This window comes from Stappia sp. ABD4_338 (assembly GCF_056312175.1).
In genome coordinates, this window is the sequence record NZ_CM149982.1 from 3,459,516 (window position 1) to 3,475,681 (window position 16,166).

Annotated in this window: 12 protein-coding genes; 7 read left to right on the plus strand and 5 right to left on the minus strand. The window is 66.9% G+C overall.

What is annotated here, in order from left to right:
• Window positions 1-68 precede the first annotated feature (68 nt).
• Both ACYX4S_RS15525 and ACYX4S_RS15530 read left to right on the plus strand, forming a co-directional pair.
• Window positions 69-1,238: an efflux RND transporter periplasmic adaptor subunit gene (locus ACYX4S_RS15525; RefSeq protein ID WP_476360863.1), complete on the plus strand. Its 1,170-nt coding sequence runs from the start codon at window positions 69-71 to the stop codon at window positions 1,236-1,238.
• Between the two features lie 135 nt (window positions 1,239-1,373).
• Window positions 1,374-4,523: a multidrug efflux RND transporter permease subunit gene (locus ACYX4S_RS15530; protein ID WP_476360864.1), complete on the plus strand. Its 3,150-nt coding sequence runs from the start codon at window positions 1,374-1,376 to the stop codon at window positions 4,521-4,523.
• 174 nt (window positions 4,524-4,697) lie between these two features.
• Here ACYX4S_RS15530 and ACYX4S_RS15535 read toward each other — a convergent pair whose 3' ends face one another.
• The 5 genes from ACYX4S_RS15535 to ACYX4S_RS15555 are packed head-to-tail and all read right to left on the minus strand — an operon-like array spanning window position 4,698 to window position 10,506.
• Complete coding sequence (locus ACYX4S_RS15535; protein ID WP_476360865.1) at window positions 4,698-5,666, minus strand: sugar-binding transcriptional regulator; 969 nt, start codon at window positions 5,664-5,666, stop codon at window positions 4,698-4,700.
• 38 nt (window positions 5,667-5,704) lie between these two features.
• Window positions 5,705-7,120, minus strand: a complete 1,416-nt coding sequence (locus ACYX4S_RS15540; protein WP_476360866.1) for an acetoin dehydrogenase dihydrolipoyllysine-residue acetyltransferase subunit — start codon at window positions 7,118-7,120, stop codon at window positions 5,705-5,707.
• A gap of 2 nt (window positions 7,121-7,122) precedes the next feature.
• On the minus strand, window positions 7,123-8,160 hold the full coding sequence (locus ACYX4S_RS15545; RefSeq protein ID WP_476360867.1) for an alpha-ketoacid dehydrogenase subunit beta: 1,038 nt from the start codon (window positions 8,158-8,160) through the stop codon (window positions 7,123-7,125).
• A gap of 1 nt (window position 8,161) precedes the next feature.
• Complete coding sequence (locus ACYX4S_RS15550) at window positions 8,162-9,184, minus strand: thiamine pyrophosphate-dependent dehydrogenase E1 component subunit alpha (RefSeq protein ID WP_476360868.1); 1,023 nt, start codon at window positions 9,182-9,184, stop codon at window positions 8,162-8,164.
• A 2-nt stretch (window positions 9,185-9,186) separates the two neighbouring features.
• Window positions 9,187-10,506, minus strand: coding sequence for an NAD(P)H-dependent oxidoreductase (locus tag ACYX4S_RS15555; RefSeq protein WP_476360869.1), 1,320 nt, complete (start codon window positions 10,504-10,506; stop codon window positions 9,187-9,189).
• Window positions 10,507-10,767: 261 nt separating this feature from the next.
• Here ACYX4S_RS15555 and ACYX4S_RS15560 point away from each other — a divergent pair, with 261 nt between their 5' ends.
• The 5 genes from ACYX4S_RS15560 (at window position 10,768) to ACYX4S_RS15580 (ending at window position 16,155) form a co-directional block, all read left to right on the plus strand.
• On the plus strand, window positions 10,768-12,321 hold the full coding sequence (locus tag ACYX4S_RS15560) for an ABC transporter substrate-binding protein (protein WP_422067732.1): 1,554 nt from the start codon (window positions 10,768-10,770) through the stop codon (window positions 12,319-12,321).
• An 86-nt stretch (window positions 12,322-12,407) separates the two neighbouring features.
• Complete coding sequence (locus tag ACYX4S_RS15565) at window positions 12,408-13,283, plus strand: carbohydrate ABC transporter permease (RefSeq protein WP_422070290.1); 876 nt, start codon at window positions 12,408-12,410, stop codon at window positions 13,281-13,283.
• A complete protein-coding gene (locus ACYX4S_RS15570) occupies window positions 13,283-14,125 on the plus strand; it encodes a carbohydrate ABC transporter permease (RefSeq protein ID WP_422067731.1) in 843 nt (280 codons plus the stop codon). The genes ACYX4S_RS15565 and ACYX4S_RS15570 overlap by 1 nt, the downstream gene beginning before the upstream one ends.
• A gap of 3 nt (window positions 14,126-14,128) precedes the next feature.
• A complete protein-coding gene (locus ACYX4S_RS15575; RefSeq protein ID WP_476360870.1) occupies window positions 14,129-15,175 on the plus strand; it encodes an ABC transporter ATP-binding protein in 1,047 nt (348 codons plus the stop codon).
• Complete coding sequence (locus ACYX4S_RS15580) at window positions 15,172-16,155, plus strand: carbohydrate kinase family protein (protein ID WP_476360871.1); 984 nt, start codon at window positions 15,172-15,174, stop codon at window positions 16,153-16,155. The genes ACYX4S_RS15575 and ACYX4S_RS15580 overlap by 4 nt, the downstream gene beginning before the upstream one ends.
• The last annotated feature ends 11 nt before the right edge of the window (window positions 16,156-16,166 follow it).

Here is a 16,166-nt window from a genome sequence, read left to right on the forward strand (position 1 = left end):
GCCCGGACGGTGCTGCGCGAGACGCGGTCCCCGGCGTGGTCTCCCGGCCCGTTGAAGAGGTACTGGGAATGCGAAAGAACCTGATCGCCATTGCGGCGGTTGCCGTCCTTCTCGCCGGTTGCAACGACGAGAGCGCGAGCCAGTCGCAGGGCGGCGGCGCACCGGCGCGTCCTCCGGTCGGCGTGAGCTTCGTCGAGGTTCAGCCCGAGACGCTGACCATCACCAACGAGTTGCCCGGCCGTGTCGCGCCGACACGCATCGCCGAGGTGCGTCCGCGCGTCTCCGGCATCCTGGTCGAGCGCGTCTTCGAGCAGGGCGGCATGGTGAAGGAAGGCGACGTGCTCTACCGCATCGACCCGGAACCGTTCCGGGTCCAGGTGGAAAGCGCCAAGGCCACGCTGCAGCGCGCCGAGGCCGCCCAGCTTCAGGCCCGCCAGCAGGCGGACCGCCAGAAGGAGCTGCGCCAGCGCAACGTCTCGAGCGCCCAGCAGCTCGAGACCGCCATCGCGACGCTCGCCCAGGCGGATGCCGACGTGGCGGCCGCGCGGGCCGGACTGCGGGCGGCGGAGCTGAACCTGCATTACACCGACATTCGCGCGCCCATCTCGGGCCGCATCGGTCGCGCGATGCTCACCGAGGGGGCTCTGGTGGGACCGAACGGGACGGAGGTGCTGGCCACCATCCAGCAGCTCGATCCGGTCTATGCCGACTTCACCCAGTCCGCGAACCAGATCCGCAAGCTGCGCCGCCTGCTCGACTCCAACGAGTTCGAGGACACGGCGAAGAGCGAGGCCAATGTCACGCTGCTCTTCGACGACGGCACGCCGTACGACCATCCCGGCCGCCTGCTCTTCTCCGAGGCCTCGGTGGATGCCACCACCGGCCAGGTCACGCTGCGCGGCCAGTTCCCCAATCCCAAGGCGGAACTGCTTCCCGGTCTCTATGTGCGGGTGCGCATCGAGCAGGGTGAGGAAAAGGATGCCCTCGCCGTTCCCCAGCAGGCCGTCCAGCGCAATGCCGGTGGCCAGGCCCAGGTCTATGTGATCGGTGAAGACGACAAGGCGGAAATGCGCCCCGTCGAGGCCGGCAGGGTGGTCGGCAGCCGCTGGATCATCACCAAGGGCCTTTCGGCCGGCGACAAGGTGATCGTCGAAGGCTTCCAGAAGCTGCGTCCGGGCGCTCCGGTGTCCGGCACGCCGTGGAAGCCCGAAGGACAGCCCGAAGTGGCCGCCAAGTGACGCGACGGGCGCGCGCTCGCGTGCGCGCCCTCCCGCTCCGGGTCCGGATGTTTGTCCCGGGCCGTTTCCCGTTCTCCGGCCGCCCGCCACTCCTCCCGGTGACAGGCGGTCCGGCACGAGCAAGGTTGGATTGAAATGCCCTCCTTTTTCATCGACCGGCCGGTCTTTGCATGGGTGATCGCGATCTTCATCACGCTCGCGGGCGTGATCGCGATCCCCTTCCTGCCCGTTTCGCAATATCCAAGCGTCGCACCGCCGCAGATCCAGATCTCGACCAACTATCCCGGCGCCTCGCCGGATGACGTCTATCTGAGTGTGACGCGTCCGATCGAGGAAGAGATCAACGGCGTCGAGGGCCTGATCTACTTCGAGTCCACCTCGGAGGCCTCGGGGCGCATCTCCATCACCGCGACCTTCCGGCCCGGCACCAACGTGTCCCAGGCTGCCGTCGACGTGCAGAATGCGATCCGGCGTGTCGAAAGCCGCCTGCCCCAGGCCGTGACCCAGCAGGGTGTCGACGTCGAGGAGGCCGGCGCCGGCTTCCTCATGGTGATCTCGCTGACGTCAAGCGACGGGTCGCTCGACGTGATCGGGCTTGGCGACTATGTCAGCCGCAACGTGATCGGCGAGCTGCGCCGTGTCGACGGTGTCGGCCGGGCGGAGCTCTTCGCCACCCAGCGCGCGATGCGCATCTGGATGGATCCGAACAAGATGCTGGGCCTCAACCTGACGGCCGACGACGTGCGCGCCGCGCTTCAGGCCCAGAACGCCCAGGTGGCGGCGGGACGCATCGGCGCCCAGCCGAACCCGATCACGCAGCAGATTTCCGCCACCGTGCAGGTGCGCGGCCAGCTCAGCACGATCGACGATTTCGGAGACGTGGTGCTGCGCGCCAATCCGGACGGCTCCACCGTGCGCCTGTCGGACGTGGCCCGCATCGAGATCGGAGGCGAGAGCTACAACTTCTCGACCCGCCTCAACGGCAAGCCGTCGGCGGCGATCGGCATCCAGCTTTCCCCCACCGGCAACGCCATGGCGACGTCGGAGGCGATCCGGGCCAAGATGGACGAGCTGTCCCGCTTCTTCCCCGCCAACATCACCTACGACATCCCCTATGACACGACGCCCTTCGTCGAGGCCTCGATCGAGAAGGTGATCCATACGCTGATCGAGGCGGTGGGCCTCGTCTTCGTGGTGATGTTCCTGTTCCTGCAGAGCTTCCGCTACACGGTCATTCCGACCCTGGTGGTTCCGGTCGCGCTGCTGGGCACCTGCGCGGTGATGCTGGCATCCGGCTTCTCCATCAACGTGCTCACCATGTTCGCCATGGTGCTGGCCATCGGCATTCTCGTCGATGACGCCATCGTGGTGGTGGAAAACGTGGAACGCATCATGGCCGAGGAGGGGCTCCCCCCGCGCGAGGCGACCCGAAAGGCCATGGGCCAGATCTCCGGCGCCATCATCGGCATCACGCTGGTGCTGACGGCGGTCTTCGTGCCGATGGCCTTCTTCCCCGGCGCGGTCGGCGTCATCTACCAGCAGTTCAGCCTGACCATGGTCGTGTCGATCCTGTTCTCGGGCTTCCTTGCACTGACCTTCACGCCGGCTCTCTGCGCCAGCATCCTGAAGCAGATCCCCAAGGGGCATCATCACTCCAAGGGCGGCTTCTTCGGCCTGTTCAACCGCGGCTTCGACAAGACCACGCGCGGCTACGGCGGCGTCGTCGGCTTCATGTCGCGCCGGGCGGGGCGGATGATGATCATCTACCTCGCGCTTCTCGTCGGGCTCGGCTGGGCGTTCATGCGCCTGCCCGCCTCCTTCCTGCCCGTCGAGGACCAGGGCTTCCTGATCGTCAACGTCCAGGCTCCGCCGGAAGCTTCGGCCAACCGCACGCTGGAGGTCATGAAGCAGGTCGAGGAGATCTTCGGCAAGGAAAGCGCCGTCACGCGCATCGTCAGCATTCTCGGCTTCTCCTTCTCCGGATCGGGCCAGAACGCGGGCCTCGCTTTCGTGACGCTAAAGGACTGGTCCGAGCGCGGTCCCGAGGATTCCGCCGGCGCCATCGCCGGACGGGCCAACGGCCAGCTCTTCCAGATCAAGGACGCGATCTCCTTCGCGCTGGCACCACCGGCGATCCAGGGTCTCGGAACGTCGAACGGCTTCACCTTCCGCCTGCAGGATCGTGGCGGCCGGGGCACGGAGGCGCTCGCGCAGGCACGCGACCAGTTCATGGCCGCCGCCTCGCAGAGTTCGATCGTTTCCAACCTGCGCATCGACGGCCTGCCCGACGCGGCGCAGGTCAACCTGCAGATCGATCGCGAGAAGGCCAACGCCCTCGGCGTCGCCTTCTCCGACATCAACGCGACCATTTCGGCCAACCTCGGCTCGAGCTACATCAACGACTTCCCGAACGCCGGGCGGATGCAGCGCGTGACGATCCAGGCCGATCAGGACGAACGGATGCAGACCGACGACCTGCTCAATCTCTCGGTGCGCAACCACAACGGCGGCATGGTCCCGCTGTCGTCCTTCGCCACCGCGGACTGGAGCAAGGGTCCGGCCCAGATCGTTGGCTACAACGGTTATCCCTCCGTCCGCATCTCCGGCGAGGCGGCTCCGGGCTATTCCTCGGGTGACGCCATCGCCGAGATGGAACGCATCGCGGCCACCCTGCCGCAGGGCTTCGGCTACGAATGGACCGGCCAGTCGCTCCAGGAGATCCAGTCGGGCTCCCAGGCGCCCTACCTGATCGGCCTGTCGGTGCTCTTCGTGTTCCTGCTTCTGGCAGCGCTCTACGAAAGCTGGGCGATCCCGGTCTCGGTCATGCTCGTGGTGCCGCTCGGCGTCATCGGCTCGGTCGCCGCCGTGACCCTGCGCGGGATGCCGAACGACGTCTACTTCACCGTCGGCCTGATCGCGATCGTCGGCCTGTCGGCCAAGAACGCGATCCTCATCATCGAGTTCGCCAAGGATCTCGTCGCGGAGGGCCACGGCCTGTTCGAGGCGACGGTGGAAGCGGCCAAGCTCCGCTTCCGTCCGATCATCATGACCTCGCTCGCCTTCACCCTCGGCGTGGTGCCGCTCGCGATCGCCACCGGCGCCAGCGCCGGCAGCCAGAACGCCATCGGCACCGGCGTCATGGGCGGCATGATCTCGGGCACGGTGCTTGCCGTGTTCTTCGTGCCGGTCTTCTTCATGTTCGTCATGCGGCTGGTCGGCTGGAAGGACGACAAGACGAGCGACCGCAAGGACGGGGACAAGGGCGAACCGGCACCGGCCGAATAGGCGGGGACATCTCCTCCGGGAGAGACCGCGACATGAACGACAAGGGCCGCCGGATCCCTCCGGCGGCCCTTTTCGTGTTCTGGTTCCGCTTCGGCCGGCGTCACGTCAAGCCGACTCAATTTTCGCGCAATTCTTCGAAAAATCGCGCCGGAAGTTGCCTTGAATTTTGCGGTTTCAGGCCGAGCGGCCGGCCAGCCAGAGCGCCGACTGCTCGTCCGTGATCAGCGTCGTGGGCTCCAGCGTGCGGATCGACGCCGCCAGCGCCACGAGCTTGTCGCGGCCGCCGGAAATCAGGACCCGCTCCGGCGTGCGCCGCAACCGGTCGAGGCTGACCGCGATGGCACGGGCGTTCACCTCGTGATCGACCAGCGCTCCGTCCTCGCCGATGAAATTGTACAGCACGTCGCCGACCGCGCCCGCATCGACCAGCGAACGGCGGTCCGCTTCCGACAGGTAGCCGGTGCGATAGCTCGTGGTGAGGGTGGAGATTCCGCCGACCGAGATGAGCGCGATGTCCAGCTTGTCCGCCATCTCGAAGATCGCCGCCAGGCCGCAACGCTCGAGAAGCGCGTGCTTGGTTTCGGGGCTGTCCACCACCGCGGGTGCCGGAATGAGGAAGCCCTCCCCCTGAAACAGCTCGGCGAACTGCCAGGCGAACTCGGCCGGGTTGAAGCGCCGGGCCGCCGCGATGCCGCCAAGCAGCGACACGACGCGGAAGTTCTCCAGCGTCTGGCCGACGATGAAGGGAAGCGTGTTGTAAAGCGTGCGCCCCCAGCCGACGCCAACCGTCATGCCGGGCCGCATCTCCGACGAGATGAAGCTTCCGGCGGCGGCGGCGATCACCTTCACCGGATCGCCCTCGGGGTCCGAAAAGGGAGCCACGATCACCCGCGCGATGCCGTGCTTCCGCTCGACCGCCCGCTCGAGCTCGACAAGCTCGGCAAGCGGTGCCGAGATCGAGACACGCACCTCGTTCCGTCGACGCGCGTCCGCCAGAAGACGCACCACCATCACCCGGTTCACGCCCAGTTGCCGGGCGATCTCGTTCTGGGTGCAGCCCTCCACATGGTAGAGCCAGACGGCACGCGCCCGCAGGCGGTCGGCCTCGTTCTGGGCGCCGACGGCAAGCGATGCATCCTCCATCCGGGTTCCTTCCTGGCTCTCCTTGGCGGGCGGCGAGGTCAGGGCGCGGACCCGGCCGCGTTCATCAGGCGGCCAAGCACCCGCGCCACGCGCCCGGGACACTCGATATGCGGCACGTGACCCGCATCGTCCACCAGATGAATACCGTATTCCCCGCCGACGGCAAGCACCTGACGCCAGGGAATCACGGCATCATGGCGTCCCCAGAGGATCGCAACCGGAAGATTGTCCTCGCCGGACGCGATCCGGCGCAGGGCCGGGCGCAGGTCGAACGCCTGAACATTGTCGGGAAACAGCACGTCGGCAAGCGCGAGCTGGGCCGCGCGCAGGGCCGGATCGCGGCGCGGAGCCATCGCGGCCTTGACGAAGTCATCGCCGATGGTCGCGGGATCCGCCGCCAGCCGCCGCAGCCAGGGCGCCAGGCTGTCCTCGCGGCTGGCCCGCGCGATGCCGCGCACGGTTTCACCGTCGATCTCGGGCCCAAGGCCCGCCGGCGCGATGAGACCGAGGCTCGCGATCCCGCGTCCCCGCACGTCGGCAATCGCCATGGCGAGCGCCCCGCCCAGCGAATGGCCGACGAGATGCACCTTGTCGTGCCCGGCGGTTGCCTCGTCGAAGGCCTCGACCATCATGCGCGCCAGCGCGGCGAAGCTTTCCACCTTGCGGCGCGGGCTGCGGCCATGGCCGGGAAGCTCGATGCGAATGACCGGCCGCCCGCGCCCGAGTGCCTTCTCGAGCGGCAGGAAGGACGGACCGTCGGAAGCAAATCCGTGCAGCAGGACGATCGGCGTTCCCTCGCCCGGCTTGCGGGTGATCGAGAGCGGGCCGGGCTGGGGCGACCATGCGGGACGCAACGCCTGCGATCCGGAAGCGGAACGCGCCTGCTCCGCCGCGACTTCCACATCCTGCTTCTGCAGACGACCGCGCGGGCCCGAGCCCTCAAGACCGGCAAGATCCAGCCCGTGCTCGCGGGCCAAGGCCCGGGCGGCCGGCGTCGCACGCAACGCGGCACCCTCGACCTTGCCCTCACGGGAAATGACAGGCGGCGCCGGACGGGCGGGCGTGGAGGCGGAGCTCCTCCCGTCCTGGCGCGCGCCATCCGCGCCCGTCGTTGCCGCCCCCACGTCAGGGACCGGGGGGTGCTCCGGCTGGTCCGCCGGGCGCGTTGTTTCATTGTCAGGTGTCGCGACGACCGGCGGATCGCCGACCTCCTCGCCTTCCGCATAGAGCCAGGCGATGACGGTGCCCACCGCGATGCGCGCGCCGGCCTGTGCCTGGATGTGATGCAGACGCCCCTCAGCGGGCGCCTCCACTTCCATAGCCGCCTTGTCGGTCTCGATGTCGAAAAGGGCCGCGCCCTTCTTCACCATCTCTCCCTCGCCGACATGCCATTCGGCCACGGTACCGTGGCTCATGTCCATGTCGACCTTCGGCATGATGATCTCGACCGGCATGGTCAGACCTCGCCGCGCGCCAGGCGCCGTGCGGCGGCCTCGATGGTGTCGGCCTGCGGCACCGCCGCGCGCTCCAGATCGGGATTGTAGGGAACCGGCGATTCCGCGCCGCCCAGCCTCAGGATGGGCGCGTCGAGGAAGTCGAAGGCATCGCTCTCGGAAACCATCGCGCTGATCTCCGCGCCGACGCCGTAGCTCTTGACGCCCTCGTGCACGACCATGAGGTGGCCGGTCTTGCGCACGGACGCCAGAATGGTCTCGTGATCGATCGGGCGAACGGATCGAAGATCGACGATTTCCGATTCAATGCCGTCCGCCGCAAGCTTCTCTGCGGCCTCGAGCGCGCGATGAACCATGATGGAGCTCGCGACAATGGTGAGGTCGGAGCCCTTCCGCCGCACCGCCGCCTTGCCGATGGGCGTCGTGTAGTGGCCTTCCGGCACCTCGCCTTTCATCTTGTAAAGCAACTTGTGCTCGAAGATGACGACCGGGTCCGGGTCGGCCAGGGCCGCGAGCAGCAGGCCCTTGGCATCTTCCGGCGTGGACGGCTGAACGACCTTCAGGCCCGGAACATGGCCGAACCAGGCCTCGAGGCTCTGGCTGTGCTGGGCGGCCGCCCCCGTGCCCGATCCTGCCGGCATCCGGAAGACGACGGGAACCGACGCCTCGCCGCCGAGCATGTACCGCAGCTTCGCCGCCTGGTTGACGATCTGCTCCATGGCGAGCGTGGCGAAATCGGAGAACTGGAACTCGAAGATCGGCTTGAGGCCGGTGAGCGCGGCACCGACCGCGACGCCGGCACCGCCGAGCTCCGAGATCGGCGTGTCCATCACCCGCTCGGGTCCGAAGCGGTCGACAAGGTCGAGGGTCACCTGAAAGGCGCCGCCGTAGACACCGATATCCTCGCCCATCAGCACGACGGCGGGATCGCTCTCGAGCGCGATCGCCATCGCTTCGCGCACCGCCTCGGCATAGGACAGGATGCGGGGGGCGCCAGCGGTGTCGGCCGGCACGGCAGGGGTCGCCTGGGGAGCGTTCATCTCATGCCTCCGCGTAGACATTGGCTGTCAGGTCGTCCAGCCTCGGGGACGGGCTCGACTTGGCGAACTCGATGCCGGCCTCGACGAGCTGCTCGGCCTCCGCGGCAATCGCCGCCGCCTCCTCGGCGTCGATCACGCCATGGGCCACGAGTTCCTCCTCGAAGCGACAGATCGGATCACGCTCCATCCAGTCCTCGATCTCCTGCTTGGTGCGATACCTGTTTCGGTCGGACTTCGAATGTCCGCGCCAGCGGTAGGTCATATTCTCCACCAGGCTAGGCCCTTCCCCGGAGCGTGCCCGGGCGATGGCGACATGCACGGCTTCTGCAACGGCCGAGAAGTCGTTTCCATCCACGGTCACGCCCGGCATCGAATAGGCGGCCGCGCGCTCGGAGATGCGCTTGACGGCGGTGGCACGCTCGATCGAGGTGGACATGCCGTACTTGTTGTTTTCGCAGACGAAAATGACGGGGAGTTTCCAGATGGCGGCCATGTTGAGGGCCTCGTGGAAGGCCCCCTCGTTGTTGGCCCCGTCCCCGAAGAAACAGATCGTCACGTCGTCGCGCCCGAGCCGCTTCGCCGAAAGCGCCGCGCCGACGGCGATGGGAAGTCCGCCACCGACGATGCCGTTGGCTCCCAGGTTGCCGGTGGCCACGTCGGCGATGTGCATCGACCCGCCGCGCCCGTGGCAATAGCCCGTCTCCTTGCCGAAGAACTCGGCGAACATGCGCGCCACGTCCGCGCCCTTTGCGATGCAGTGACCGTGCCCGCGATGGGTGGAGGTGATCTTGTCCGCGTCGGTAAGCTCGATGCAGCTTGCCATGGCGCTCGCTTCCTGGCCGATGGACAGGTGCATGGTGCCGTGAATGAGCCCGCGCATGTAGCTCTGCTCGGCGCCTTCCTCGAAGCGGCGGATCAGGTACATGCGCTTCAGCGCCTCACGCAGCGTCTCGGGCGCGTAGGTGCGGATCGCGAAGGGGCGGTTGTCGCTTCCCTCCTGCGCGGTATCGTCTCGTTTCGTCATGTTCAAAGACCCAGCATGGCATCCTGGCGCGCGCGCAGCGCGGCGATCCGGCTGTCGGCCGGCACGGATGCATTGGCGGTGGTGATGAGGGCGCCCTTCGCGATCGACGCCGTGACGGTGGCACCCGCGAGCAGCCCGCAGGGAATGGCCGAACCGGCGCGCGCCTCCTCGGCGGTCATGATCCAGGCGCGGTAGCAATACTCACCGATCTGGTCGAGCTTCTCGCCCGGCAGCAGATCGCGCTTGGCGACCGCGCAGACCTCGGCGACGGGACGCTCCAGCGGCACCATGTCGGCCTTGCCGTAGAGCACGACGCGGGCGCAGGTGAGCGGCACCTCAAGCGAGGTCAGGTGGTAGGGACGGAAGAATGTGAAGTAGGGCCCCTTGCCCATCTTCAGGTCCTCCATCCGCTCCCAGATGCGCGGATGATCCATCTCCGCAACCACGAAGACACCCGGCGCCACGCCCTTGCCAATGGTGTAGTCGACCCGGCCCTCGCCGGAGGAGAGAACGCCGCCCGCGCTTTCGGGCACCAGAACCTGATTCAGTTCCTCGCGCGAGCAGGCCGGCCCGTGCATCCCCGGCTTGTCCGGCACCAGGCCGGTCGCATTGGCGATCGCCGCCATCTCGACCATGGTCTTGGAGCCGTCGACGAACTCGACCAGCATCCGCGGATTCATGTGACGGCGATGCGCCTCTTCCTCATAGGCATCCGGCGTCGCGTCGATGTTGAGGGGGTTGTTCTTGCCCTTGCCGGCCGACACGATGCGGTGGCCCATGGCGGACACGAACTCGATCAGTTCCATGCAGCTCGAAGGCTCGTCTCCCGCGCCGAGCGAGTAGACGACGCCAAGGCGCTCGGCCTCCGCGCGCAGATAGGCGCCGATGGTCACGTCGGCCTCGACATTCATCATGACCAGATGCTTGCCGCGCTCCATGGCCGACAGGCCGATCTCGGCGCCGACGGCGGGAACGCCGGTGGCGTCGACCACCACGTCGATGAGGCCCGATTCGAGCAGCACGTTCACATCCTCGGTGAGCGCGACCCGTCCGTCCTCCATCGCCGCGTTGGCGGCATCGACCGTGCCGACCGCACGGGTACGGTCGGCATCGCCCCAGGCGATCTCCACTGCCTTCGCGCCGGCGCCGGGCTTCAGCTCGCTGATCGCGCCGACAGTGATTCCCTGCATGTGCGCGACGCGGCTGACGATGTCGGTGCCCATCTCGCCCGCCCCGACAAGCCCGATGCGGATCGGCTTTCCGCCCTCTGCGCGGGCGGCAAGGTCGCGGGCGAGGCCCGTGAGGGCGACATTCGTGGGCATGTTGTTTCTCCTCCAGTTCCGGAGCCCAAAAGTATGCACATGTGTTTTTCTGTCAATCAAAAGTTCATTCTGCATCGCAGCATATTTGCCGAGCCGAAACCTGTTGACACGCTCATGCGCGTGCACACATGATGTTTTTGTGTAACGAAAGTTCACACAAGCCTTTCACGAGCCAGGCGCGCGTTGAGGAGCGCACGCCCCCGAGCGGCTTGTCGGGCTGCAGGTCACCTGCTTTATTGATCGCAAGGGAGGATGCAGAAAATGACAGTGCAGAAGACGGGCCTGTCCCGTCGCTCGTTCATGCGCGCCGGCGCGGCCCTCGGGGTTGCCTCCGGCGCCCTCGGCCTGAAGATGCCCGCCTTTGCCCAGTCGGGCCTGCCGGACATCCAGACGGTTCTCGACGGCATTTCCGTCAAGGACTACGTGCGTGCCGACTACCGCAAGCTCTACGACATGTCCGACGAGCCGCTCTGGGATCCGGCCATGGACTGGATCCGTACCGTCGACTGGGAAAAGGTGCGCCAGGAGCAGGCCGGCAAGACCGTGCGCTTCGCCATCGGCGCGGCCGACCAGGAGTCCGCGGCCGAGGGTCTGAAGCCCTTCGAGCAGCTCTCCGGCATCAAGGTCGAGCTGGTCCCGATCCCGGACGACAGCTTCTACGACAAGGCCGTGGCCGAGTTCATCTCCGGCAACGCCTCCTTCGACGCGCTGCAGTTCTTCTCGCCGTGGCTCGGCGACTTCGCGGCGCCGGGCTTCCTCGCGCCGCTCGACGACTATGCCGCCAAGTGGGGCCTGCCGCTCGACGACTTCTATGACACCTACCGCCTGAACTACGGCTATTTCGGCGGCCAGCTTGTGGGCATCCCGTTCGACTGCGACATCCAGATGGTGCATCTGCGCAAGTCGATCATGGAACCGATCCTGGGCGGCGAGATCGACCGGGCGACCTCCGTGCCGACCTATGACGAGTTGATCCGCATCTCCGGCGAGGCCAACAAGCTCGGCGGCGGCGTCGCGGGCGTCGGCCTGATGCTCGCGCGCGGCTTCTGGGCCACCTACACCTGGGAGCACATTGCGGCCCAGGCCGGCCTGAAGCTCTTCGACGAGAACTGGAACCCGACCCTTGCCGGCGACGCGGGCATGAAGGCCATGGACATCATCATGGCGCTTCAGAAGAACGCGATCGAAGGCACGGCCGGCGCCGGCTGGGGCGAGAACCGCGCCGCCTGGCTCGGCGGGCAGATCGCTTCCTCCGTCTCCTGGCAGGACAGCGGCACCCAGGCCATGCGCCCGGACCAGTCCAAGATCGTCGGCGACTTCGTCACCATCTACGAGCCTCGTATCGAGGGCGGCGTGTTCGCCCCGCCGAACATCGCCGGCTCCACGTCCTGCGTGGCCGCGTCGTCGCAGAACCCGGAAGGCGCGTTCCTGATGCTCGCCTTCCTGACCACCGCCTCGATCATGGCCATGAACGAGGCCAACGCAAACGGCGTCGGCCCGGGCTACAAGTCGGTGCTCGCCAACGAACGCCTCAGGGCCGTCAGCCAGCCGATGAAGGTGTGGGCCGACAGCCTGGAGCACGCCTGGTGCGCTCCGCGCCTGCCCGGCATGTTCGAGATGGAGCAGGTGCTCGGCAACGAGATCAACCGGGCCGTGACCGGCCAGATCTCGGCAAAGGAAGCGCTCGAGAACGGCGAAAGCGCCTGGAAGCGCATCATGCAGAAGAACGGCTTCTCCGGCGGCAAGGGCCCCGTTTCCTATGCCGACGTGGCGCCGGGCATGTATGTGGGCGGCGGCAAGCCGCTGCCGTTCTGAGGACACGCATGTCGATCGCATCCGCAAACGACAGGCCGGGGATGGCAACGCCCATCCCCGGCGACCGCTCGGGCACGCGCCGGCCGATGCGCCGGCGCTCGGCCCGGCTGAAGCGCGCCCTGCCCTACCTTCTGGTCGGGCCAGCGGTGGTCTATCTCCTTGCCATAACGCTCTATCCCGGCATCTTCGCCGTCTATCAGAGCCTCTATGTGGTCCGCTTCGTGAACTGGACCTTCACGGGGCTCGGCAACTACGAGCAGTTGCTCACGGACCGGGAATTCTGGGCCGCGCTCGGCAACACAGCCGTCATCGGCGGCATCTCGCTCGTTCTGCAGGCTGTCATCGCCATGTCGCTGGCGTATTTCGCCTATCGCGACCCCATGATCCGTGGCTGGCGCATCGTGTTCCTGATGCCGATGCTCTTCATGCCCTCGGCGGTGGCCTACATCTGGAAGCTCGCCTTCAATGACGGGCGGGTCATCTCCGACCTTCTCATGGCACTCGGCCTCGTCGACGGCAACGTCGACTGGCTCTCGTCCATCTGGCTGGCACGGCTGACGCTCATCGTCGCCGACGTGTGGCAGTGGACGCCATTCCTCTTCATCATCTTCGTCGCCGCCCTGCAGGGGCAGGACCAGGAGATCGAGGAGGCCGCCCGCCTCGACGGCGCGAGCTGGCCGGCGATCTTCTGGAACATCTCCCTGCCCATGATGCGGCCGATCATCGTCGTCGCCATCACGCTGCGCGGCATCGACATCACCACCATGTTCACCAACGTCTACATCATGACGCAGGGCTCGCCGGGCGGGGCCACAGAAACGATGAGCTTCTTCATCTACCGGCAGGGCTTCCGCATGTTCAACTTCGGCTATGCCTCCGCCGCCTCGGTACTGATGCTGGCGCTGACCCTCGTCATTGCCCAGACCGTGGTGAAACGCGCATTCCGCTCGGGGAGGTCGTGATGGCCAGTCTCAGACGCAAGCGCGGCGAAAACCGCCTCCTGCGCTACCTCATTCTCGGCATGTGGGCTCTGGTGTGCCTGGCACCGATCCTGTGGTTCCTCACCATCGGCTTCCGCCCGCGCACGGAAATCATCGTGCCGGAGCCGATCTACTGGCCGACCTTCTCGCTCGACGCCTGGCGGCTGCTGATCAGCGACTGGCCGGTCGCCAGGTACCTCATCAACTCGCTGCTGGCCGTCTCGGGCTCGGTGGTCATCGACCTGGTGCTGGCGATCCCGGCCGCCTACGCGCTGTCGCGCTACGAGTTCCGCGGCCGCGACGACATCGGCTTCTACATCCTGTCGACGCGGATGATGGCTCCGGCGATCGTCGCGGTGCCGATCTTCTTCCTGTTCCGCCAGATCGGGCTGCTGGATTCGGTCTTCGCGCTGATGATGGTCTACGCGGCCATCAACCTCAGCCTGGTGACCTGGATCATCCGCAGCTACATGCTCGACATCCCGAAGGAACTGGAAGACGCGGCCCGCACCGACGGCGCCGGCGATCTCACCATCCTGCGGGAGATCATCATTCCCGCCTGTCTGCCCGGCATCATCACCGCGGCCGTCATCGCGGCGATCTTCGCGATCAACGAATTCCTGTTCACGCTGCTCATCGCCTCCACCGCCAACGCCTACACGATGTCCGTGGCGCTGGCGAACTTCACCGGCGGCTCCGACGGCGTCATCTACAATGCAATCGCCCTCGTCTCCTTCCTCGCCTTCGTGCCGATCCTGATCCTCGTGATCGCGATCCAGAAGCACCTCTCGCGCGGACTGACGATGGGCGCGGTGAAAGGGTGAGCCATGGCCTCCATCCGTCTTGAGAATATCGTCAAGCGATACGGAACCTTCACGGGCGTGAAGCACATGTCGCTGGAAATCGCGGACGAGGAGTTTCTCGTCCTGCTCGGCCCCTCGGGCTGCGGCAAGACCACGACCATGCGCATGATCGCCGGTCTGGAGGATCCGACCGAGGGCGAGGTGATCATCGCCGACGAGGTCGTCAACAAGATCGACGCCCGCGACCGGGACGTGGCCATGGTCTTCCAGGGCTACGCGCTCTATCCCAACATGACGATCTACGAAAACATCCGCTTTCCCCTGCGGATGCGCGGCGTGGCGAAGGGCGACCAGGACGCGCTCATCCGCCGGGCGGCGGAAATGGTCGAGCTTGGCGACTACCTGGAGCGCAAGCCGGGCGCCCTGTCGGGCGGCCAGCGCCAGCGCGCGGCGCTTGCCCGCGCGGTGGTGCGCCAGCCGCAGGTGTTCCTCATGGACGAACCCCTGTCCAACCTGGACGCGAAGCTGCGCGCCTCCATGCGCGTGCAGATCAAGCACATGCAGCGCCAGCTCAGGGTCACCACGGTCTATGTCACCCACGACCAGATCGAGGCGATGACGCTGGCCGACCGCATCGTCATCATGAACCGGGGCGAGATCCAGCAGGTGGGCACGCCAGACGACATCTACGGCGATCCGGCAAACACCTTCGTGGCCGGGTTCATCGGCTCTCCCCCGATGAACCTGATCGCGGGCGAGGCCGGCGACGGACGCTTCACGGCGGAGGGCGTGTCCTGCGCCTGTCCGCAGGCGCTGGCGGGACCCGTCACCCTCGGCATCCGCCCCGAGGACTGCACGGTCGGCGGGCAGGAACTTACCGGCACCGCCTACGGCGTGGAACCGACCGGCGACGTGACCTATCTGACCGTTGACACGGGAACGCGGCAGATCGAGGTCAAGGCCGCGCGTGACTTCCGCGCCGCGATCGACAGCCCGATCACCATCGGCTTCGATCCCGAGCGGCTCTACTTCTTCGACGCAAACGGCAATCGCATCAGGGATCTCACATGACCCCGCGCTTCGATTTCACCTCCATGGGCTTCATCACCTTCGACGCCCTGTGTCGTCCGGTGGAGCAGATCCCGCCGGGCGGGGGAACGCTCTTCGTCGAGGAGCTGACGCTCGCCGTCTCGGGGGCGGCCGGATCGGCCGTCATCGTCGCCGCCAAGCACGGACTGAAGGCCCGGGCCGTCGGCGGCGTCGGCAATGACGACATGGGCGACTGGGTGATGATGAAGCTGGCGAAATTCGGCGTCGATACGTCGCTGATGGCCAGATGCCCGGAGTTCACCACCTCGTCCTCCATCGTCACCACGCGTCCGGACGGCGCCCGTCCCGCCCTGCACAAGCGCGGTGCCACGGACGGCTTCTTCATCCACGACGATCAGGTCGACGACCTGCTCGACACAAGGATCCTGCATGTGGGCGGTGTCGGCCTCATGAACCGGATGGACGACAGCGGCCGCACGGAAGAAATCATGGCCGAGGCGAAGCGGCGCGGCGTCATCACGACCCTCGACGTCTTCGCCTCCACCCCCGACGACCTGCCGAAGGTGGAACGGCTTCTGCCGCACACCGACTTCTTTCTCCCCTCTGAGGAAGAGGCGCAGGCGCTGTCCGGCCTCACGGACAACCGGGATCTCGCCGACTTCCTGCTCGAGCGTGGCGCGAACTGCGTCATCCTCACGCTCGGCGCGGACGGAGCCTTCTACCGCGACCGCGCCGGGCACGAGTTCCACACCCCCTCCTTCGTCATCGACGTGAAGTGCACCTGCGGCTGCGGCGACTGCTTCAACGGCGGCTTCGCGACCGGGCTGGTGAAGGGGCTGGACCCGGAAGACTGCGTTCGCATCGCCCAGGCAAGCTCGGCCCAGAACGCCACCGGGCTCGGCAGTCAGGCCGGCGTGGTCGACTACGAGACCACGCGCGCCTTCATTCGCGAAACACCCCTTCGCGCCCACGCGGACCACTTGGTGTCGCACGGCGGATAGGATAAGGTCTC